We start from the raw sequence: 19,596 nt of genomic DNA, 5'->3' as shown, positions 1-19,596 counted from the left end.
TAACGTGGAAAACGGGGGCTGCTCAGCACCCGGGCACCGCCCACCTGGCAACCGAGCCGTGGGCGGAGGAGCGATGATCGGTGACCGCTGGGGCGTGACCGACAGCGAAGTCGAGCGCTCCTACCCCTGCGACAGCTTCGTCCCCTCACCCACTCTGCAGGCCTGGCGCGGCGTCGACGTCCGGGCACCCGCCGAAGCAGTCTGGCCATGGGTCACCCAAGTCCGGCTCGCCCCGTACTCCTACGACTGGATCGACAACCTGGGCCGACGCTCACCCCGCCAGCTGTTAGGCCTTCCCGAGCCAAAAACCGGAGAACGGTTCACCACCGCCGGCGGCCGGCGGCTCGGCCGCATCGTCTCGGTCGAGCCGGGAGAACAGCTGACGGGCCGGATCACCGGCGTCTTCATGTCGTACGTCCTCGTGCCCCAGGATCACGGCACCACCCGGCTGCTGCTCAAGATCGCCGCACACATCAGCCGCGCGGCCGCACTCGTCCTGTCGGTCGGCGATCTGGTCATGGCCCGGCGACAGCTGCTGAACCTGAAGCACCTAGCCGAGCAGCGATAACCTCTACCGCCGCACGAACCGAGCCACGTGTGAAGCCAGCTCCTCCCCCGCGTCCTCCTGCAGAAAGTGCCCAGCCCCAACGATCGTCGGATGCGACAGCCCCGCCGCACCCGGCATGGCGCGCTGCAAGATCGGCGCCATCGCCCCCGTAATCGGGTCCGAGTCGGAAAACGCGCACAGGAACGGCACATCCAGCTCGGTCAGCTTCTGCCAAGCCGCGCGGTTGGCCGCCGAAGCCGGGTCGTCCGGGCGTGTCGGCACCAGCCCGGGCATCGCGCGCGGGCCGGCCTTGTACATCTCGTTCGGGAACGGCGCGTCGTAGGCGGCCTTCACCTCGTCAGTCAGCTTCGTGCGGGCACCGGACTGGATGAACCGGCCCGTGTCGAAGATCTGCGCGTTCTCCACGGCCTGCCGGAACGAGTGCCACACCTGCGGCATGTCCGTGTCGCCCGTGGGCAGGCCGGTGTTGGCGGCGACGAACCCGGCGAACCGGTCCGGGTGCTCGGCCAGCAGCCGCAGCCCGATCAGCCCGCCCCAGTCCTGCCCGACGAGCGTGACGCCGCGCAGGTCCAGCGCGTCGAACGCGAACGCGCGCATCCAGCCGACGTGCCGCGCGTAGCTGTGGTCAACGATGTCACCGGGCTTGTCCGACCGGCCGAAGCCGACCAGGTCCGGCGCGATCGCGCGCAGCCCCGCGTCGGCCAGCACCGGCAGCATCTTCCGGTACAGGTACGACCAGCTCGGCTCGCCGTGCAGGAGGAGCACCGGCGGGCCGTCGGCGGGTCCCGCCTCGACATAGCCCACTCTGATCAGCCCGCCGTGCGGATCGGCCAGCTCCGTGTACTGCGGCTCGTAGGGGAACTCGGGCAGGTCCGTGAACCGGTCTTCCGGTGTCCTGAGCAGTCGCACATGTCCAAGCTAGTGGGAACGGGACCGCCCGGCCACGCTCAGGAGATACCGACGGCGACCACAAGACCGAGGCCGATGTGCGCGGCCGCCACCACGATGCTCGCCGGGGCGAACTTCTCGCTCTCGATGGTCGAGCCCACGTCGATCCGCGTCGCCCACTCCAGCAGCCGCACGGCGACCACCTGGACGACGATGCCGATCAGCCCGTAGACCAGCGAGGTGATCAGGCCCTCGGTGAGGTCGCTGGCGGAGTTGAAGATCGCCACCACCACGATGAACGCCATCGACAGCAGCCCGGACGCGGTCACGATCACCGCGTTCGGCAGGCCGCGCGTGACCAGCTGCGACAGCTTGCCCGGGGTGGTCCAGTCGATCGCGTAGAAGCCGGCGAACATCAGCAGCAGGCCGACGACGCCGTACAACAGGATCGCGCCGATCCCCCGCACGAGGTCGGAGCCGAACGTGTCGGACAGCGCAAGGGTCGAGGTCACAACGTCTCCCAGAAACGATCAGAACGATTCGTACGGACCAGGCGAAAGCGGATCAGGGAGGGTTCTATCACGTCTCGGGGATGCGGTGCGGGACAAATGCCGCACCGTCGTCGGTCACCAGCCCACTGGTCTCGCGGATGCCCAGCCCGGCCGATTCGTCCCCGACGATCCACGCGCCCAGCGCCGGCCGGTACCCGTCGAACTCCGGCAGCGGGTCGAACGCCTGGTAGACGTAGCCCTCGGCGCCGTAGACGCCGTCGGTCTGGGTCTCGTAGCCGGTGGCGACGATCTGCACGTTCGCGCCCTCACGGCCCAGCTTCGGCTTGCGCACGTACTCGGTGAGCAGGCCGGGGTCGTCGGTGAACGCGGGCAGCAGGTTCGGGTGCCCGGGGTAGTTCTCCCACAGGACCGCCAGCAGCGCCTTGTTCGACAGCAGCATCTTCCACAGCGGCTCGACCCACAGCGTGCGCGGCATCGTCTCCACGGCGAAGCGGCCGAACTCCTCGTCGACCACCCATTCCCACGGGTAGAGCTTCACCACTGTGGACATCGGCGCCTCGGCGAGGTCCACGAAGCGCTTGAGCACCGGGTCCCAGCCGATCTCCTCGATCGACAGCCCCACGGTGTCGAGCCCGGCCTCGGCGGCGGTCTCCTGGAGGTACGCGGTGGTCACGTGGTCCTCGCCGCTCGGGTCGGCCGAGGACCAGGTGAAGTGCAGCTCGTTCGACGGCAGCTTGTCGCCGATCACACGCCAGCGCTCGACCAGCTTCTCGTGGATGGAGTTCCACTGGTCGTCCTTCTCGAACACCTCGGTCTTCCAGTGCCACTGGAGCACCGAGGCCTCGAGCAGCGTGGTCGGCGTGTCCGCGTTGTACTCCAGCATCTTGGCCGGCGACTTGCCGTCGTAACGCAGGTCGAAGCGGCCGTACACGTGCGGGTCCTGCCGCTTCCACGATTCGGCGATGTGCGGCCAGACCCACTCCGGGATGCCGAACCGCCGGTAGCCCTCGGTGGTCACGACGTTGTCCACGGCCTCCAGGCACATGGAGTGCAGCAGCTCGACGTCGGCCTCGAGCGAGAGGACCTCGTCCATGCTGAACACGTAGTGCACGGACTCGTCCCAGTACGGGCGCGCCTTGCCGGCGCCGTCCCTGGCCGGGGTGCCGTAGACCAGTCCCTGGTCCTCGACGGTCCGCTGCCAGTCCCGGCGCGGTTCGCTGCGATCCCGGTACACCTACGAGCCCCCGCTCTTGCCGGTTCCGCCCGTACCGCCGGAGGTCCCGCTCTTGCCGCTGATGCCGAAGCCGCCGCGCTGCACGGACGTGCCCGACTTGGTGGTGACGTTGGTGTTGCCGGACGGCGCGGTGAACGAGCCGCCGGAGACGCGCTGGCCGACGTTGCCGGTGCCGCCGTAGTTGTAGCGGTACTGGGAGAAACCGCCGCCGGGCAGCGGGATGAACCAGAACCCGCCGCTGGAGTAGCCGTGGTGGCTGCTGACGTAGGTCTCGTCGCAGTTCTGGTCGGGCTGGACGACTCCGCTGGCGTCGGTGCAGACCGCCGTGGTTTCGGCCGGCCTCGCGACCGTGTAGAAGGTGCCGACGAGCCCGGCCAGGCCGACGACGACGCCGCTGCCGATCAGGATCTTGCGCTTGGTCGCGGCCTTGCGGTCGGCGACGAGGGTCGCGGCCTGCGCTTCCTGCGCCTCGCGTTCCTGGTCGGCGATGGCCTGGCGGCGGGCGCGCTGCTCGGCCAGCGACGGCTCACGCGGCTGCGTGCTCTCGTCCTGGAACCTCATCGAACCGCGCTGGGCCGGCTCTTCGGGCGGCTGCTGCCCCACGTTGTCGTCCTGCGTCATCTGCGCTCCGTAATCCCCCGCACCGCGAAAACCTGTCCAGACTATCGACCCGGATCGCGCACGGCTCGTGCGGCGCGGGCATCATGGGTATCGATGCCTCCCGACGCCCAGCGGTTCCGTCCGCCCCTCCAGACCCTGAGCACCCGCGTGGTCATGGCCGGGGTGTTCCTGGGCGCCATCATCGCGCTCGCCCTCAGTGTCACGTTCTCCTGGAGCGACTCGCTCGCCGGGGGGTCCGGCGGCGGCGAGGGCAAGCTCAACGCCGCCGCCCAGGAGGCCTTCCACGCGGCGCCCGGCAGCTGCCTGACCTGGGCCGCGTCCGACGCGTCGGACGCCCACAAGGTGCCCTGCACCCAGCCGCACCTGTTCGAGGTGACGAGCTCGGTCGACATCGGCGCGCAGTTCAACGCCCAGGCGCCGTTCCCGAACCTCGACCAGTGGCAGCAGATCGCGCAGGACAAGTGCAACGCCGACGTCCGCCCGTACCTCGGCCACGCGCTCGACCCGTACGGCAAGCTCACCACGAACCTGCTGCGCCCGACCTCGGACCAGTGGGGCGCGGGCGACCGCCAGCTGCGCTGCGGCCTGCAGTGGGCGGGCCCGGGCGGCGGCCTCCAGCCGACCACCGGGGCGGCCAAGGACCAGGACCAGTCGCTGGTCTGGGCGCCGGGCACCTGCCTGGCGCTGGCCGGCAAGGGCGTCGGCGACCCGATCGACTGCGGCCGGCCGCACTCGTACGAGATCATCGCGACGCTGGACCTGGCCTCGAAGTTCAAGGACGGCTACCCGAGCCAGAAGGACCAGAGCGCCTGGCTCGACACCGCGTGCGCCGACGCCGCGAAGGACTACACCGGCGGCGCCGACCTCAGCCAGAAGAAGCTGATCCTGGGCTGGGACCTGCGTGAGCAGGAGAGCTGGGACGCCGGGTCCACGAAGGTGAACTGCAAGGCCGCGGCCACCCTGCCCGACAACAGCGGGTTCCAGGCCGTGACCGGCAGCGTCAAGGACACCTCGAAGGCGCCGCCCTCGTCGACGCCGCCCAGCTCCACCGGGGGCGGCTGACCCGTGCCCGTCGAGATGACCCGGGCCCGCTTCGAGGAGCTGGTCTCGGAGGCGCTGGACCAGGTGCCGGCCCAGTTCGCCGACGCGATGGACAACGTGGTCGTGCTGGTCGAGGAGGACAACGACGAGTCCCCGGGCATCCTCGGGCTCTACCACGGCATCGCGCTCACCGAGCGCACCTCCGACTACGGCGGCGTCCTGCCGGACCGCATCTCCATCTACCGCCGGCCGATCCTCGGCATGTGCGACACGGAGTCCCAGGTCGTCACCGAGGTCCTGATCACCGTGATGCACGAGCTGGGCCACCACTTCGGCATCAACGACGAGCGCCTGCACGACCTCGGCTGGGGCTGAGAAAACCGCATATCGGAACGTGGGATTTCCCGTTTCCGGCGGCTCGCGGCCATCCGAGCGCAAGATTTGTCACCAATCGCGACTATCGATCACTGAATGGTGACAGTCGACCTACACTCTCACTAGCAGTCATGACCCGACTCCAGTGAGGTACCGCCGTGGGCCGAGCGCGCGCTGACAACCGGCTGAGGTGGCTGCTGTCGTCGAGCGCGGTGTCCAACCTCGGCGACGGCGTCGGCAAGGTCGCGTTCCCCCTGCTCGCCACCACGCTGACGCACGACCCGGTGCTGATCGCCGGGCTGTCGGCGGTGCAGTTCCTGCCGTGGCTGCTGTTCGCTGTGGTCGCGGGGGCGCTGGTGGACCGCGTGGACCGGCGGCGGGCGATGGTGCTCGCGAACGTCGCGCGCGCGGCGGTCGGCGGCTCGGTCGCGGTGCTCGTCGCGGCGGGCACGGTGAGCATCTGGCTGGTCTACGTCGCGGCCCTGCTGATCGGGACGGCCGAGACGGTCGCCGACAGCGCGGCGAACGCGCTCATCCCCGCCGTCGTCGGCGAGCACGATCTGGAGGGCGCCAACAGCAAGCTCCAGGCCTGCGAGATCGTCGGCCAGACGTTCCTCGGCGGGCCGGTCGGCAGCACCGCCTTCGCGCTTTTCGCCACCTTCCCGTTCCTGCTCAACTCGGCCGGCTTCGCGATCGCCGCCGCCGTGCTGCTCGGCCTCGGCGGCACGTACCGGCCGAAGCAGGCTGAGCCGACGCGCTTCCGCAGCGACCTCGCGGACGGCATCCGCTGGTTACGCCGGAGCCCGTTGATGCTGCGACTGCTCGCGATCGCCGGGCTGCTCAGCCTGCTCAGCGAGCTGGCGCAGGCCCAGCTCGTTCTTTATGCGCTCGACGACCTCAAGCTGTCCGACGCGACGTTCGGCCTGTTCGCCTTCGTCGGCGGCATCGGCGGGCTGGCCGGGGCCGGCCTCGCCCCCAAGCTGGTCCACCGCTTCAGCCGGCGGGCCGTGCTGGTCGGCGGGGTCCTGTGCTGCGCCGCGGGCTTCGGCGGGATGGGGCTGACGCGGCAGCCGGTCACCTCCGCGCTGCTGTTCGGGCTGTTCGCGGCCGCGATGGTGGCGGTGAACGTCGTGCTCGCGACGGTCCGCCACACGCTGGTCCCCGGCGAGCTGCTGGGCCGCGTGCTCGGGGTCTGGCGGACGGTCGTCTGGGGCGTGATCCCGGTCGGCGCCCTGCTCGGCGGCCTGCTCACGGAGGCACTGGGCTCGGCGGGCCGGACGTTCACCGCGTCCGGCGTCGCGCTGCTGGCCGTCACGGTTTTCGCCGCGGCTTCGCTGCGCCGGTTCCCGATCGATGACAAAACGGCCTCATCGCGGCCCGCACTACCGCTCGAGCAGTGAATTCGCCCGGCTTTGGTGCTGGAATAGCACATCACCCGGCCGGTGCGGAGGTACGCGATGACCACAATCGACACCCCGTCGCTGCCGGACGACGACAGACAGACCGGTGACCCCGACGCCGACGATCCCGCCCTCGACGACCCCGACGAGAAGGCCCCGCGGGAGCGTCGGCCGCTGGTGCTGGCCGCCGTCGCCGGCTTCGTCCTCGGCTGCTGTGTGCTCGGCCTGCTCTGGGCGCTGTCCGGCCAGCGCGGCGGCGCGAACGACGACGCGCTGGCGGCCTGCCAGAGCCTGTACCGGGCAGGCCACCTGCCCGACACCACCGGCGGTTACGACGCCGCCGCCTTCACCCGGCTCTCCGACGACGCCGTCCACCGGGTCGCGGCCGCCTACGATCTCGCGCAGGCGGCCGCCGATTCCGACGGCCGGTACCAGCCGCTGGCGCAGGGCCTCGGCGCCGTGAACCAGATGGTGGTGACCAGCCGGTTCGACAGTGTCGCCGGGCAGGCCGCCATCGTCACCGTGCAGCAGCTCTGCGCGCGCGGCTGAGCCTCAGGCGCGGTGGACCGTCTTCACGCTGAGCTGGTTGCCGGGCAGGTTGCCGCCCGCGCAGCCGGTGCCCGGGTCGGCCAGGAAGTTCGACGCGGTCTCCTGCGGCAGGTAGACCCGCAGGCCCTTGACCGGGGTCGGCTTGCACACCGCCGGGTCGAAGTTCCGCACCTGGACGAACTGGATGTCGGCGGCCGCGGACTGGCCGGGGTTCAGCTTGACCGCCGCGCCCTTCTCACCACTGCGGAACGCCGGCGGGCCGATCTGCTGCCCGTTGTCCCCGCCGACGTACGAGACGCCCGGGAAACCCTGGATGGTGCACGGCTTGCCGCTGGTGTTCTTGATGTTCAGCGGCCGGTACGCGGAGCCGGCGCCCGCGTCGCCCTGGCCGAGCGAAAGCGCGACGTCACCGGCCTTGCACAGGCCGTTGTCCGGTGCCGGGCCCGGGGCCGGCGCCCCCGTGGCGGACGAACTGCCCGGAGTGGACGGGCTGGAACTGGCCGTGGCCGCGGGCGAAGCGCTCGACGACGGGGCTGAGCTCGAAGTGTCACTGGACGCGGTTGTCGTGCCGCCACCGCAGGCGGAAAGCAGTAGCGCGGCGGACGCGCCTGCCGCGGAAAGGACAACCAGGGAAATCCGTGGTTTCTTGAAACTGACCATCTCACTCGCCTCCCTGTGCTGGGGTGAACCACTGTTCAGTGGACGTGCGGTCACGGCACCGGGTTGCGCGGGGACCGTGAATTCCCCACCAAACGGCTGACGGTGGCCCACCCGTTCGAGGACTCGTGAGTGGCTACGCCGGTTAGAACCGTCATAGCCACTCACGAGCCCTTACAGCGGCGTGTCCACCCAGGTCAGGCAGCGCCAGCCATCCGGCTCGGCGAGCAGCTCGACAAACGCGGTGTTCGGGATCAGCGCGCTGTTCGCCAGGTCGGGCGGCACGTTCGAGGCGAGCCACTCCGCGCCCAGCCGGATCGCCCCACCGTGGCTGACCAGGACGACGGTGGCGTCCGGGCCGTCGTCCTCGTGCTTCGCGCGCAGCTCGGCGGCCGCGTGCAGCATGCGGGCCCGGACCTCCGCGCCCGATTCGCCGCCGGGGATCCGCGCGTCCAGCTCGCCGAGCGTCCAGCGTCGGACGGTTTTCATGTACAGCTCGATCGACTCGCGGCTGGTGTGGTCCTCGAGGTCGCCGGCGGCCACCTCTTTGACGCCCTCGATCACCTGCACCTCGAAGCCCAGCGCCTCGGCCAGCGGCGCGGCGGTCTGCTGCGCGCGCGTGGCCTGCGAGGCGTACACGGCGACGATCGGCTCGCCGCCCAGCCGTTCGGCGAGCGCCCGCGCCTGCTCCTGCCCCAGCTCGGTGAGCGGCGGCCCGGGCAGCGCCGTGTCCAGCGCGCCCCGCAGGTTCCCGGACGTCTGACCGTGGCGGACCAGCAGCAGCCTCACGCGCCCTCTCCCTTCACCACGGCGTCGGCCCAGGCCTGCGCGTCGAGGAAATCCTGGTTGCCCGCGCCCGGCTCGATGGTCGCCACGACCCCGTCGGCGCGCGGATGTGAACCGAGGAACCGCACGTGGCAGCGACGGCGCAGCGCGGCCATCGCGTCGACGATCCGGGGCTCGGCGACATGGCCCTCGAAGTCGATGAAGAAGCGGTACTCGCCGAAGTTGTTGCGCGTGGGGCGCGCGTCGAGGCGGGTGAGGTTGATGCTGCGTCCGGCCAGCTCCGCGAGCAGCTCGGCCAGCGTGCCGGTGCGGTTCACGGCCGCCGCGACGATCGACGTCCGGTCCGCGCCGGTCGGGGCGGGCAGCTCGCCGGGGCGGCGGACCATGAGGAAGCGCGTCTGCGCGTCCCGGACGTCGGCGACGCCCGTGGCCAGCACCTCCAGCGGGTAGTGCTCGGCGGCGACGGGCGCGCAGACGGCCGCGTCGAAATCGCCGTTGACCACGCCGACGGCCGCGCCCGCGGTGGAGGAGGACGCCACCGGAGTCGCGCCCGGCAGGTTCGCCTCCACCCACTCGCGGACCTGCGCGAGCGCGTGCGGGTGGCTGGCGACGGTCCGGATCTCGCCGCCGCCCGGGCGCTTCAGCACGCTGAAGTGGATGGGCAGGATCGTCTCGGCCACCGCGACCAGCGGATCGCCGTCGCTGAGCCCGTCGAGCGTCGTCGGCACCACGCCCTCGACGGAGTTCTCGATCGGCACGCACGCGGCGTCCGCGGCGCCTTCGCGCACGGCCGCGAGCGCGAGCCGGACCGTCTCGTAGGGGGTCAGGTCCTCGCCGGGCGCGAGCGCCCGGGCGGCCTGTTCGGTGAATGTTCCCTGGGGGCCGAAGTACGCGATCCGCAACACCTCGTCAGGCTACTTACCCCGCACGTGGCGACTTTCACTCGGACAGCCGGTACGCCAACCGGTTACGCCGGGTGGCGTTTTTTGCCATGCTAGAAGCGTGACCGCCGAATCGGGCACACACACCGGGCGTGAAGACGCCGGTGCGCCGGCCTCACCGCGGGCGCCGGAACTGGTGTTGTGCGCCGTCGATGAACCGCTTGCCGCCGCCTGGACCACTGCCCTCTCCACCCTCGCCGATCCTGGTGGCCGGGTCCGGGTGCACCGCGGCTCGGTGCTCGACGTCGCGGCGCAGGCGGTGGTCAGCCCGGCCAACTCGTACGGCTGGATGCGCGGCGGGATCGACGCGGTTTACGCGCGCGCTTTCCCGGGGGTCGAGCAGAGCGTCCGCAGCGCGGTTCTGGCTTCGTACGGCGGGGAACTGCCGATCGGCGAGTCCGTGATCGTGCCGACCGGTGAGGCCGAGCCGGCCTGGCTGATCAGCGCGCCGACCATGCGCGAGCCCGGCGAGGTGCTGCCAGCCGACACCGTCCACCCCTACCTGGCGGCGCGCGCGGTGTTCCTGCAGTGGCAGCACGGGCAGCTCGATCACGGGCCGGTCCGCGACCACGTCACCACCATCGCGATGCCGGGACTGGGCACCGGCTTCGGCGGCGTGCCGCCGGCCGTCTGCGCGCGCCAGGTGGCCGCGGCGTGGGAGGAAGCCTTCGGCCACCGTCGTCACGCTCGGTGATCTTCGCTGGCCGCAGGATAGGGGCGCGTGCATCACATCACAGCGCGTTCACGTCGGGTTGGCCCTACCGTTAGAGGCGCAGTAAAACCGCATTTGACGACGGAGCCAGCGCAGGCGACGGCCGAGGAGTGTGCGATGCCACGGGTCCGTGAACTCAGCCCTTACGTCGAGCTTCACCGGGAGCAGTGGCGTGAGCTGCGCAGTTCGACGCCACTGCCGCTGACCGCCGACGAGCTCGTGCGGCTGCGCGGGCTCGGCGAGCAGGTCGACCTGGCCGAGGTCGCGGAGGTCTACCTGCCGCTCTCGCGCCTGATCAACCTGCAGGTGAAGGCGCGCCAGCAGCTGTACGAAGCCACCACCACGTTCCTCGGCGAGGACTGCCGCGGCACGAAGGTCCCGTTCGTGATCGGCATCGCGGGCAGCGTGGCGGTCGGCAAGTCGACCACGGCCCGCATCCTGCGCACGCTGCTCGCCCGCTGGCCGGACCACCCGCGCGTCGACCTGGTGACCACGGACGGCTTCCTGTACCCGCGCACCGAGCTGACCCGCCGCGGCATCATGCACCGCAAGGGTTTCCCGGAGAGCTACGACCGGCGCGCGCTGCTGCGGTTCGTCACCGAGGTGAAGTCGGGCGCCGAGCACGTGTCGGCGCCGGTGTACTCGCACCTCGCGTACGACATCCTGCCTGGTCAGGAGCAGGTGGTGGAGCGTCCGGACATCCTGATCATCGAGGGCCTGAACGTCCTGCAGCCCGGCCCGCGGCTGACCGTCTCGGACCTGTTCGACTTCTCCATCTACGTCGACGCCCACACCGACGACATCGAGCGCTGGTACGTGGAGCGCTTCCTGAAGCTGCGCCACACGGCGTTCTCGGACCCGGCGTCGCACTTCCACCATTTCGCCGGCCTGCCCGACGACGAGGCCCGCGAAGAGGCCCGTCACCTGTGGTCCACGATCAACGAGCCGAACCTGATGGAGAACATCAAGCCGACCCGCCCCCGGGCGACCCTGGTGCTGCGCAAGGACGCGGACCACACGATCAACCGCGTCCGGCTCCGCAAGCTCTGAGGCCGCCCGGTTCACTCACACGGCCCCGCCGGGTCACCCTGGGCTGGCCGATCGGCCGATCGGCGAGTGGCTTTCCTAACCGGTTGGCCGATACCGGGCCGCCCGTGTGAAAGCGACCCTGAACTCACCAGGAAAAACCGTCTGACCTGGGGAGGAGGCCACAATGCTCACCATCGTCCTGACCTGGATCGGCGCAGTACTAGGCCTGACCCTGCTGGTGGCCATGGCCGCCGGCACCTTCGTCGTCGACTTCGACGAGGCCCTGCGAGAACGCCGCGCGAAGACCGCCGACGCCATTCCGGGCCCGACCGGGCCGACCGCGTAGGCCGCCTCGGCAAGACCACCGGGCTGATTTCCGGGCCCGACCGGGCCGACCGCCTAGGCCGCCGCCCCTCTATCCACAGCCACCCCCGGATGTGGACAACTCACCCCCCAGCCCCATCGAAACCCCGGCCCCAGCACCCCCGCCCGATAGACTGGACGTGGGACGCCCCCCGAGGTGGGCGGGGGTTTCGTTGCGGGGGTGAGGGCCGGGGGCGCAGCGCCGGGAGCTCAGTGCCGAGAGGCTCAGTCCCGAGTCAGACCCGGTCCAACGCCTCTCGATACCCGTCCAAGTCGTAGTCGAGCCGGTCTTCCCCGGTTTCCTCCAGCTGGCCCTCCAGCACCGCGACCAGTTCCCCCAGCACCTCGTCGCGCGAGAGGCCGCGCTCGGCCAGCCGCAGGGCCGCCGGCCAGACCTCCTCGGGGGAGTCGTCCCAGAGCTGGTCGACCAGGGTCGTCTTCAGGGCCAGGTGCAGGCGCGGCTCGCCGTCGAAGGAGTCGTCCGCCAGGGATTCGTGGTATTCCGGGTGCTCGCCGATCACCAGCAGGCGGCGCTGCTCCGGGTCGCCCGGGTCGAGGTCGGTCAGCTCCTCGTCGCCGATCACCGTGTTCAGCGAAGGCACCGCGAAGCGGCGACGCTCGACCACGGCCAGCACCTCCTCCGGCGCTTCGGTGCCGTCGAGGTAGTCGTTCGGCTCGTCCTCGTCCGGCTCCTCGGCGAGGTACTCCTCCAGGTACTCGGTGACGTCCGCGACCAGCGCCGCCACCGCGACCTCCGAAAGCCCGTCGCGCGCACCCGCCCACGCGGCCCACGCCAGCACCACCGGCGCCAACGCGTCCTCGTCCTCCAGCTCGTACTCGCCGCCGAGCAGCGCTTCGAGGAACCGCGCCAGCTTCTCGGGCCCGACGCGCAGCGGGTTCGCCGGCTCGGTCTCACACCCGTCGTCCACGAGCAAGCGCGCGATCTCCCGCTCCTGCAGCCCGGACGCCGCGACGAACTCGTCCGCCGCCGCCTCACGCTGCGCGGCCGTCCACTCCTGGACCTCGACCGATGCCGACGGCTCAGGCAGCGCCCGGCACCAGGTCAGCGCGATCGCGTGGAACCGCGCGTAGTCCGCGCCGACCTCGGGCTCCTCCATCCCGTCAGTCTCCGCGATGCCGTCGACGAGCAGCCGGTGCGCGTCCGCGGGCTCGATCTTGTCCAGCACCACCAGCTCCGCGTCCTCCGCGGCCTGCGCGCGCATCTCGGTCAGCACCTCGATCGGCGCGTCGATGACCACGAGGTCGCGCACCCGGCCGCGCTCGGTGAAGTCCAGCAGCGCCAACAGCCCCAACGTCGCGTCGCCGCGCGAGAACACACACAGCAGCGAGGACTCGTCGCCGTAGACGTCGCCGGTGCGCCAGCACTCGCCGACCGTCACCTGGCCGACCGAAGCCGCCCACTCCGGCTCCGGAATGCCGCGGCCCAGCACCACGCCGAGCGCGTCGGCCGCCGCCGTGCGCTCCTCGTCGGTCTCCGCGACGACCTTCAACGCGGCCAGCAGCGCCGCCGCCCCGGGCGTGATCTTGCGCTGCGCGAACGCGATCAGCTCCAGCCCGAGCTGCTCGCCGCCCTCGGCGTCACCCTCGATCACCAGGTCCCACCACTGGCCGAGCACCTCGGACGCGAGCAGCTCGACGTCGAACGGGCCGGGCTCGGCCGCCAATCCGGAGAAGTCCCGGAGGACGTCCTTGAACAGACCGTTCACGCTGTGCGCTGCGGGCTGCGGGTTCTTCTTGCGGGCGCGACTCACCGGGCTCATGCCGAACATCGTTGCATCGAGGGCACCGGCGCGGACTCGCGGGAGCTTGGTCGCGACGGGCCCGCTCGTAGTTCCGGCTCTCCAGTCGGGGGAGCGGCCACGTTTCAGCTGGTCAACGAGTCCGTGGCAGGCTGATCACGGGGTTTGGGCAGCGCGATCCGGGCCGCGCGCACCTCGGCGATCAGCCGCGTCTTGCGCCGGTGCACGGTCACCAGATCGGCCAGATAGCCGGTGAACTCCTCCGCCGTCCCCGCGCGCTTGTGCAGCGTCCGCAGCTTCTTCAGGTGCTTCGCCGCTTCGCGGTAGGACTGCGGGTCCTTCTGCTCGATCAGCCGCTCGACCTGGGTGCGGTAAACGGGGATCGTCTCGGCCGGGTGTTCGGCTTCGCGCAGCGCGGCCAGCTCGACGCGCAGGTCCAGCGAGCCGCCGAAGCGCACGCACGCGCGCCACGCCTCGTCCGGCCGTCCTTCGGCGAGCAGGGCGCGCGCCAACTCCTCGGCGCCTTCCTCAGTTTCGCCCGCGCACTCGCGAAGCTGCTTCAAAGCGCCGACACGCTGTACGGACCAGACACCGGCTTCGACCGACGCCTCCCGCAACGCGAGGTAGGTGACCTGCCCCGGCTCGGCGTCGAACTCCTTGCGGCGCAAGGCAACCGTCTCGTCCTCGGGCTCCGGCGGCGCGGGCGCCTTGTGCGGCGTGAGCGCTCGCGCGGCGTGAGCGATGGCCTCGCTGTGCCGTCCGGCCGCGCGAAGCACCCGCACGATCTTCAGGCTGACGTCCACCCGCGGCGGCTTCGCGGACAAGATCGCAACAAGCCCGTCGACGTCCCCGCGAACCTCGGCCAGCTCCTCCAGCAGCCGCTCCGCGACGTCCCGCCGGTACCCGGTGGCGCCGGCCGCGACAATATCGTCCACAGTGGACTTGATCCGGTCGAGTCCACGGTCCCCCAACGCTTTCGCGAACTCGGCCAGCTCGATCACGGGCCGTCCGAGCCCCTCGAACTCGACCTCGAGGATCCAGTCGGCCAGCTGGTCGGGATCCGGCGGCCGCGCGACGCACGCCCGCGCGTACAGCTCGACGGCACGCTCCAGCCGGTCACTGAGGTCACCCGACGGGTCCCCGGACTGCTCCAGCATCTCGCCGATGTCGTCGACCGTGCGGCGCGCCAACGGGGCGAGGTCCGCGCGGCTGTCCGCGTCCAGCAGCCGCTGCAGCGTGTCCAGCACCGCGCCGACCTTCGCGGTGTACTCCATGTTGCCGTCGGACACCGCGGTGTCGAGCAGCCGGTGCGCCTCCGTGACGTCACCGGATTGGGTGGCGGCGCGCAATTCGAGTGAATGTCGTAACTCAGGGTCACGCTGAGCCTGGGCGTAGAGCAGCTCCGCCAGCGTTTCCGCGTCCAACGTACGCAGGTAAGGCCGCAGATCCGGGGGACCAGTCACGCGCATCAGTCTGCCGCATGGCCTCTGTCGTGCGTGTGGGCCAACTGCGTGCTCTTTCCGGAGCAGTCGCGCACCGCGGGTCACCGCCCCGCGGCCTGCGGATATGCGGCTTTCGGCCCGCCGTGACCGGCGTGGTAGTCAGTCCCGGTGAACCTTGAGGACCTCATCCAGCGCCTCCGCGACTTCGCCGCCGCCCGCGACTGGGAACCGTTCCACACCCCGAAGAATCTCGTCATGGCGCTGTCCGGCGAAATGGGCGAGCTGATCTCGCTGTTCCAATGGCTGACGCCCGAAGAGGCCGCCGCCTGGCGCACCGACCCGGCCATGGAGTTCAACGTCCAGGACGAGATCGCCGACGTCACCCTCTACCTGCTCAGCCTCGCCGACTCGCTGGGCATCGACCTGCTCGCCGCCGCCAACGCGAAGATCGACCGCAACGAAACCCGTTTCCCGCCAGTGGAGCGGTGACCTTCGCTCAAGCACCTTCGGGCGGCCGTTGGCTCTTCTCCCCGACCAGCCAGCCCCCGATCACCAGGCCGACCCCGATGACGGCGAGCGGGATCCCCGCGCCCACCCCCGCTCCGCCGAACATCGCGAGGACCGTGACGAACATCAGCATCAGCCCGATCCCGATCATGAACCGTGCCGCCACCGTGGACGCCACCTTCGCCGCGTCCCGGCTCGGCGCGGCCGCGAGACCGGCGGGCGGAGGATCAACGGGCTGCGCTGCGGTCATGGCAACGTCGCTGATAACCGGCTCGACACGCGGCGCGGGGACCGCCACCGGCGCGAATTGCCGCGTTTCCTCTTGCCGCCGCGTCGGCACTTCCGGTCGCGTTTCCTCCTGCCGCTGCGCTTCCTCCCGCGACCGCGGCGACTCCTCCGGCCGTGCTGGCTCTTCCGGTCGCGTTTCCTCCTGCCACCATGTCGGCTTCTGCGGCCGTGTTTGCTCCTGCCGCGGCGTCGACTCCTCCGGTTGTGTCGGGCCCTGCCACGGCGTCGACTCCGGTGGCCCCGTTTCGTTCTGCCACCGCATTTCCTCCCGCGGCCGCGCCATCTCGGCCGGCTCCGCGACCGGCCACACCGGCTCCCCCGCCGAACCTCGCGCCGCCACGGACACACCCGTCTCAAACCCCAGCGCGACCGTCGCCTCCCCGACCGGCACCACCTCAGCCCCCAACTCGGCAGCCCGCGCCAGCCGCGGCTCACCCGTCGGCACACCGTCGTCGTACGCGAGATGGGTAACCGAAGCCGTCAACTTCTTCGCCAGCTGCACGCCCTCGTCGAGCACGCGGGCGCGCAGCCGATCCGCCGCCGCCGTGGTCCCGAGAACCAGCACGCGCGTCGCCCTCCCGTTAGCCGTGGGACGAAGCCCCGCGACAACCTCGGGGACGCCCAGAGCCGCCGCGACCTGGCGAAGTTCGCCGTGCTCCGCCGCCGTCACCACGCCATCCGCCGCCGCGACCGAGCGCAGGGCGGACACAAAACTCTCGTGGATGCGCCGAACATCCAGCTCGGTCATCCCGGCGTCGGCCGCGAGACCGGCCAGCGCCCACACCTCTGCTTCCGACAGGTGCTGGTCGCCGACGGACTCCGCGAGCAGGTCCAGATACGCCTGCGCCACCGTCGGATCGGAAGGCTCGGCGACGACCCGGTCGACCACGCCCGACATCCAGCCGTTCTCGACGACGGGCACGTCCGGTCGCCGGACGATCCGGCCGCCGGGCGCGAACCGAGGCAGCTCCGGGAACCTCGGCAGTGCCGTGAAACCGAGGCCGTGCACGCCGATGAGCGTGGTCACCACCCGCGCGCACACCTGCGCCGAAGCCGACGCGAGGTACGGCGGGTAGTCGCCGATGCCGAGCGCCCGCGCGATCGTGCCCAGCCGGTAGTTCGGCAGGCGCACCACCTCCTGCGCCGCGCGCATCGTCGAAACCCCGGGCAGCACCGGCAGCCGGCCGCCCAGCCGCGCGATTTCCGCGGCCAGGAATCCCGACGTCAACGGCAGATCGTGCGCCACGAGCACAGCGCCACGGCACAAATCGAGCAACGGCCCGAGCACGTCGCCGAACGACGGCGCCCCGGCCAGCTCGTCCCCGCTGATCCGATGCGGCCCGGGCGGCAGCGGGTACCCCGGCGAGACGAGTGTCGCCAACTCGCCGCGCACCGTCCCGTCCGCGCGAACGCGCACGACCCCGAGTTCGACGACGCGGCCCGTGCGCAGGCCCGTGGTCTTCACGTCGATCGCGGTGAAGTCGGCTTCGCGCGCGGAAACCCGTCCGTCTCGCGTAAGCGGCAAGAATTCGATCAACTCGGCCATGGCCAACGTACTTTCTGCCGGGGGAGGTTCGGATGAAGATCGTCCACGGCCCGTCGAATGTGACATCATTTCCACCGGTTCACCGAATCCGTGACTCCCCTGTGACGATAAACCAGGACCGTTCGAGTGACACTGGACATTTTCACGCCAACTGCACGTCATCCCCGTAACGCGGCCGGGTTTTCCCGCGAAAATATCCTCACCAGCTCGCCCTTGAGGAACGAGGAATTCCCGAATGCATTCCACTCCTGCCTCCGCGGCGCGCCCCGGGCGGCGATTTCCGAAGTGGCTGATGGCCACGCTCGGCGTTTTCGTGGTCCTGTTCGTCCTGGGCGCGATCTTCGGCAAGGCCCCCGAAACGCCGACGCAGCCCCTCGCGGCCCCGCCGGCTCCTGTGCCGGCCACGACCTCGGCGACGCCCTCGTCGACCACTCCGCCGCCACCAGCCACGTTCACTGTCGGCAAAGTGACCGACGGCGCCACCGTCGAACTCGCCGGCAGCGACGGGACCCATCGCACCGTGCACGTCCTCGGCGTCACCGTCCCGACCGGGAACAACTGTTACGCAGCGGAAACGCTGAGCTGGGCGACCGCGAAACTCGCCGGCGCCACGGTCCAGCTCACCACCGACACCACCACCGGTGTGGCGCTGGCCCTGGCCGACGGCACCGACTACGCAACCGCCGCGATCTCCGGCGGCTTCGCCAAGTACGCCGCCGACGCCGTCTCGACGTCACTTCAGTCGCTGCAGAACACGGCCAGCCAGACGGCCGTCGGCCTCTGGGCCGCCCCCTGCAACGGCAACATCGACGCGCCGACGCCCGCACCGCCCGCACCCCCGGCCGTCCCCGCGCCCGCACCCGTCGCGGAGAAACCGGCGCCCGCGCCGACGACCGAAAAGCAGGTCCCGGCACCCGACAATTCCTCGTCCGTCTACTACAAAAACTGCACCGCCGCGAAGGCCGCCGGTGCCGCGCCGCTGTACGTCGGCGAGCCCGGCTACCGAAAAGCGCTGGACCGCGACGGCGACGGCGTGGCCTGCGAGTGAATTCCGCCCGGGAATCATTTTCCGACTCACGGGGTAGTGAGATAGGCCTGCGCGAGCCGCGCGTAAACCACGACATTGTCCCGGTAGTTCCCGGTCGAGTGATCGAAGTCGCCGCCGCAGGTGATGAGGCGCAGTTCCGGGGTCGGGGTGTCGCCGTAAACGCGGTCGGTCGGGAACTGCGACTTCGGATAACGGTCGACGCGGTACACGGTGAACACGGCGCTGGTGCGGTCCGCGCGGTTGACCACGACCTGCTCGCCGGGGCGCATGTCCTTGAGGCGGAAGAAAACCCCGGGCACCTTGCGGTAGTCGACGTGCGCCGCGACCACCGCGGGGCCGACCTGGCCGGGCGCGGGGCCGCCGGTGAACCAGCCGGCGGTCAGCGCGTCCTTCGGCACCTCGAGAGCGCCGTCAGTGGTGAGGCCCAGCTCGACGAGGTGGTCGACGTGCACACCGATGGCCGGGATCTCGAGCGCCGCGGGCTTCGACGGCGTCTGCACCTTCGCGACCGGTAGCCGCGTGGCCGACGGCACCGGCGGCGCGCTCACCGACGTCGGCGGCCCGCCCGTCGCGAGGACCGGCTGCACGCCGTCGGTCGGGGACGGCGCCCGGAGGAACGCGGCGATCAGCAGCACCGCCACCGCCACGGCGAGAAGGGCGCCGACCAGCAGCGCGCGGACCCGCATCAGCTCGGACGACGGCGCAGGTAGAGCACCATCCCGCCGGACGCGCCGGCCGCGAGCAGGACCCCGGCGCCGATGAGGAAGCCGCCGTCACCACCCTGGTCCGGCTCGCCGCCGCCGGTCGCGACGCCGCCGACGGGCTTCACCTTCACCTGCGGCGCGGTCTTCACCGGAACGCGGGTGGAAGTGGTCGTGGACGTTTCCGGAATTGTCACGGAAGTGCCGGAGCCACCCTGAGACGGATTTTGCGACGACGTCGGAGCGCTGCTCTGAGTGAGCCGGTGCGGCAGCGATTCACACGCCACTCCGTTGTTGTTGCCATCCAGTCCGTTCGGGTCTGACTTGTCTTGGTCGAGCACGGCCTGCGCGTCTTCCTGGTAGGTGAAGTCGCTGCAGTTCTTGTCTCCGACCTGCGCGAAGGCCAGCTGGACCGGCGCGATCAAGGTCAGCCCGGCGACGACGCCGACCAGGCCGAAGACACGACGAAATGAGGACAACGGAGTGGTCCTTCCGAGGGAAAACGGGGTTGATGCGTGGTAAGTATCGGAATTCCCCGAGGACTGTTACGGGCGATTTCCCGGTAAACGTCCACCGTTCCGGAAATGGCGATCCGTCCACTCGATCGGGTCTATCCGGTGATTTTTTC

The 19,596-nt window shown here is 70.7% G+C and carries 22 protein-coding genes; 10 read left to right on the top strand and 12 right to left on the bottom strand.

Going from position 1 to position 19,596, the window contains the following annotated elements:
• Window positions 1-73 precede the first annotated feature (73 nt).
• Window positions 74-568, top strand: a complete 495-nt coding sequence (locus OG371_RS16415; RefSeq protein ID WP_329070128.1) for a polyketide cyclase — start codon at window positions 74-76, stop codon at window positions 566-568.
• Between the two features lie 3 nt (window positions 569-571).
• Here the strand turns inward: OG371_RS16415 and OG371_RS16410 are convergent, their stop codons facing one another.
• From OG371_RS16410 to OG371_RS16395, 4 genes are all read right to left on the bottom strand, one after another.
• Complete coding sequence (locus OG371_RS16410; RefSeq protein WP_329070126.1) at window positions 572-1,477, bottom strand: haloalkane dehalogenase; 906 nt, start codon at window positions 1,475-1,477, stop codon at window positions 572-574.
• Between the two features lie 38 nt (window positions 1,478-1,515).
• Entirely contained in the window at window positions 1,516-1,968 is a 453-nt protein-coding gene (locus OG371_RS16405; protein ID WP_329070123.1) for a DUF350 domain-containing protein, read from the bottom strand.
• Window positions 1,969-2,035: 67 nt separating this feature from the next.
• Window positions 2,036-3,202, bottom strand: a complete 1,167-nt coding sequence (locus tag OG371_RS16400) for a glutathionylspermidine synthase family protein (protein ID WP_329070121.1) — start codon at window positions 3,200-3,202, stop codon at window positions 2,036-2,038.
• Window positions 3,203-3,823, bottom strand: a complete 621-nt coding sequence (locus OG371_RS16395) for a hypothetical protein (protein WP_329070119.1) — start codon at window positions 3,821-3,823, stop codon at window positions 3,203-3,205.
• A 93-nt stretch (window positions 3,824-3,916) separates the two neighbouring features.
• On the opposite strand from OG371_RS16395, the gene OG371_RS16390 reads away from it, so the two are divergent.
• From OG371_RS16390 to OG371_RS16375, 4 genes are all read left to right on the top strand, one after another.
• Complete coding sequence (locus OG371_RS16390; RefSeq protein WP_329070118.1) at window positions 3,917-4,885, top strand: septum formation family protein; 969 nt, start codon at window positions 3,917-3,919, stop codon at window positions 4,883-4,885.
• Window positions 4,886-4,888: 3 nt separating this feature from the next.
• On the top strand, window positions 4,889-5,239 hold the full coding sequence (locus OG371_RS16385; RefSeq protein ID WP_329070116.1) for a metallopeptidase family protein: 351 nt from the start codon (window positions 4,889-4,891) through the stop codon (window positions 5,237-5,239).
• A 158-nt stretch (window positions 5,240-5,397) separates the two neighbouring features.
• Complete coding sequence (locus tag OG371_RS16380) at window positions 5,398-6,639, top strand: MFS transporter (RefSeq protein WP_329070114.1); 1,242 nt, start codon at window positions 5,398-5,400, stop codon at window positions 6,637-6,639.
• A gap of 57 nt (window positions 6,640-6,696) precedes the next feature.
• Window positions 6,697-7,188, top strand: coding sequence for a hypothetical protein (locus tag OG371_RS16375; protein WP_329070113.1), 492 nt, complete (start codon window positions 6,697-6,699; stop codon window positions 7,186-7,188).
• 3 nt (window positions 7,189-7,191) lie between these two features.
• On the opposite strand, the gene OG371_RS16370 is transcribed toward OG371_RS16375, so the two are convergent.
• The 3 genes from OG371_RS16370 to pheA all read right to left on the bottom strand — a co-directional run bounded on the left by OG371_RS16370 (window position 7,192) and on the right by pheA (window position 9,536).
• Entirely contained in the window at window positions 7,192-7,848 is a 657-nt protein-coding gene (locus OG371_RS16370; protein ID WP_329070112.1) for a DUF4232 domain-containing protein, read from the bottom strand.
• A 171-nt stretch (window positions 7,849-8,019) separates the two neighbouring features.
• On the bottom strand, window positions 8,020-8,634 hold the full coding sequence (locus tag OG371_RS16365; RefSeq protein ID WP_329070111.1) for a histidine phosphatase family protein: 615 nt from the start codon (window positions 8,632-8,634) through the stop codon (window positions 8,020-8,022).
• On the bottom strand, window positions 8,631-9,536 hold the full coding sequence (gene pheA, locus OG371_RS16360) for a prephenate dehydratase (protein ID WP_329070110.1): 906 nt from the start codon (window positions 9,534-9,536) through the stop codon (window positions 8,631-8,633). Before pheA ends, OG371_RS16365 begins: the two co-directional genes overlap by 4 nt.
• A 97-nt stretch (window positions 9,537-9,633) precedes the next feature.
• On the opposite strand from pheA, the gene OG371_RS16355 reads away from it, so the two are divergent.
• From OG371_RS16355 to OG371_RS16345, 3 genes are all read left to right on the top strand, one after another.
• The gene (locus tag OG371_RS16355; protein ID WP_329070109.1) at window positions 9,634-10,266 is read left to right on the top strand and encodes a macro domain-containing protein; all 633 of its coding nucleotides are present in this window, start codon (window positions 9,634-9,636) and stop codon (window positions 10,264-10,266) included.
• 135 nt (window positions 10,267-10,401) lie between these two features.
• Entirely contained in the window at window positions 10,402-11,334 is a 933-nt protein-coding gene (gene coaA / locus OG371_RS16350; protein WP_329070108.1) for a type I pantothenate kinase, read from the top strand.
• 163 nt (window positions 11,335-11,497) lie between these two features.
• Window positions 11,498-11,659: a hypothetical protein gene (locus OG371_RS16345; protein ID WP_329070106.1), complete on the top strand. Its 162-nt coding sequence runs from the start codon at window positions 11,498-11,500 to the stop codon at window positions 11,657-11,659.
• Window positions 11,660-11,912: 253 nt separating this feature from the next.
• On the opposite strand, the gene OG371_RS16340 is transcribed toward OG371_RS16345, so the two are convergent.
• On the bottom strand, window positions 11,913-13,457 hold the full coding sequence (locus OG371_RS16340; RefSeq protein ID WP_329070104.1) for a hypothetical protein: 1,545 nt from the start codon (window positions 13,455-13,457) through the stop codon (window positions 11,913-11,915).
• Window positions 13,458-13,561: 104 nt separating this feature from the next.
• On the bottom strand, window positions 13,562-14,899 hold the full coding sequence (locus OG371_RS16335) for a DUF6880 family protein (RefSeq protein ID WP_442876116.1): 1,338 nt from the start codon (window positions 14,897-14,899) through the stop codon (window positions 13,562-13,564).
• Between the two features lie 147 nt (window positions 14,900-15,046).
• On the opposite strand from OG371_RS16335, the gene OG371_RS16330 reads away from it, so the two are divergent.
• Window positions 15,047-15,367, top strand: coding sequence for a nucleotide pyrophosphohydrolase (locus OG371_RS16330; RefSeq protein ID WP_329070102.1), 321 nt, complete (start codon window positions 15,047-15,049; stop codon window positions 15,365-15,367).
• Between the two features lie 7 nt (window positions 15,368-15,374).
• Here the strand turns inward: OG371_RS16330 and OG371_RS16325 are convergent, their stop codons facing one another.
• On the bottom strand, window positions 15,375-17,219 hold the full coding sequence (locus OG371_RS16325) for an exonuclease domain-containing protein (RefSeq protein WP_329070100.1): 1,845 nt from the start codon (window positions 17,217-17,219) through the stop codon (window positions 15,375-15,377).
• A gap of 235 nt (window positions 17,220-17,454) precedes the next feature.
• On the opposite strand from OG371_RS16325, the gene OG371_RS16320 reads away from it, so the two are divergent.
• Window positions 17,455-18,267 (top strand): thermonuclease family protein, encoded by an 813-nt coding sequence (locus OG371_RS16320; protein WP_329070098.1) that lies wholly within the window; start codon window positions 17,455-17,457, stop codon window positions 18,265-18,267.
• 26 nt (window positions 18,268-18,293) lie between these two features.
• Here the strand turns inward: OG371_RS16320 and OG371_RS16315 are convergent, their stop codons facing one another.
• Together OG371_RS16315 and OG371_RS16310 are read right to left on the bottom strand one after the other, a co-directional pair.
• Window positions 18,294-18,953, bottom strand: coding sequence for a class F sortase (locus tag OG371_RS16315; RefSeq protein WP_329070096.1), 660 nt, complete (start codon window positions 18,951-18,953; stop codon window positions 18,294-18,296).
• On the bottom strand, window positions 18,953-19,447 hold the full coding sequence (locus OG371_RS16310; RefSeq protein WP_329070094.1) for an excalibur calcium-binding domain-containing protein: 495 nt from the start codon (window positions 19,445-19,447) through the stop codon (window positions 18,953-18,955). Before OG371_RS16310 ends, OG371_RS16315 begins: the two co-directional genes overlap by 1 nt.
• Window positions 19,448-19,596 lie beyond the last annotated feature (149 nt).

It is taken from the genome of Amycolatopsis sp. NBC_01480, from assembly GCF_036227205.1.
In the GTDB taxonomy this organism is placed as follows: Bacteria; Actinomycetota; Actinomycetes; order Mycobacteriales; family Pseudonocardiaceae; genus Amycolatopsis.
This window is presented reverse-complemented; position numbering and strand designations above follow the sequence as displayed.

Bases quoted from the DNA above. Each gene is read 5' to 3' on its own strand.
- OG371_RS16345 (WP_329070106.1), top strand. From the start codon at position 11,498: ATGCTCACCATCGTCCTGACCTGGATCGGCGCAGTACTAGGCCTGACC.
- OG371_RS16390 (WP_329070118.1), top strand. From the start codon at position 3,917: ATGCCTCCCGACGCCCAGCGGTTCCGTCCGCCCCTCCAGACCCTGAGC.
- coaA (WP_329070108.1), top strand. From the start codon at position 10,402: ATGCCACGGGTCCGTGAACTCAGCCCTTACGTCGAGCTTCACCGGGAG.
- OG371_RS16415 (WP_329070128.1), top strand. From the start codon at position 74: ATGATCGGTGACCGCTGGGGCGTGACCGACAGCGAAGTCGAGCGCTCC.
- OG371_RS16375 (WP_329070113.1), top strand. From the start codon at position 6,697: ATGACCACAATCGACACCCCGTCGCTGCCGGACGACGACAGACAGACC.
- OG371_RS16395 (WP_329070119.1), bottom strand. From the start codon at position 3,823: ATGACGCAGGACGACAACGTGGGGCAGCAGCCGCCCGAAGAGCCGGCC.
- OG371_RS16315 (WP_329070096.1), bottom strand. From the start codon at position 18,953: ATGCGGGTCCGCGCGCTGCTGGTCGGCGCCCTTCTCGCCGTGGCGGTG.
- OG371_RS16320 (WP_329070098.1), top strand. From the start codon at position 17,455: ATGCATTCCACTCCTGCCTCCGCGGCGCGCCCCGGGCGGCGATTTCCG.
- OG371_RS16325 (WP_329070100.1), bottom strand. From the start codon at position 17,219: ATGGCCGAGTTGATCGAATTCTTGCCGCTTACGCGAGACGGACGGGTT.
- OG371_RS16370 (WP_329070112.1), bottom strand. From the start codon at position 7,848: ATGGTCAGTTTCAAGAAACCACGGATTTCCCTGGTTGTCCTTTCCGCG.
- OG371_RS16340 (WP_329070104.1), bottom strand. From the start codon at position 13,457: ATGAGCCCGGTGAGTCGCGCCCGCAAGAAGAACCCGCAGCCCGCAGCG.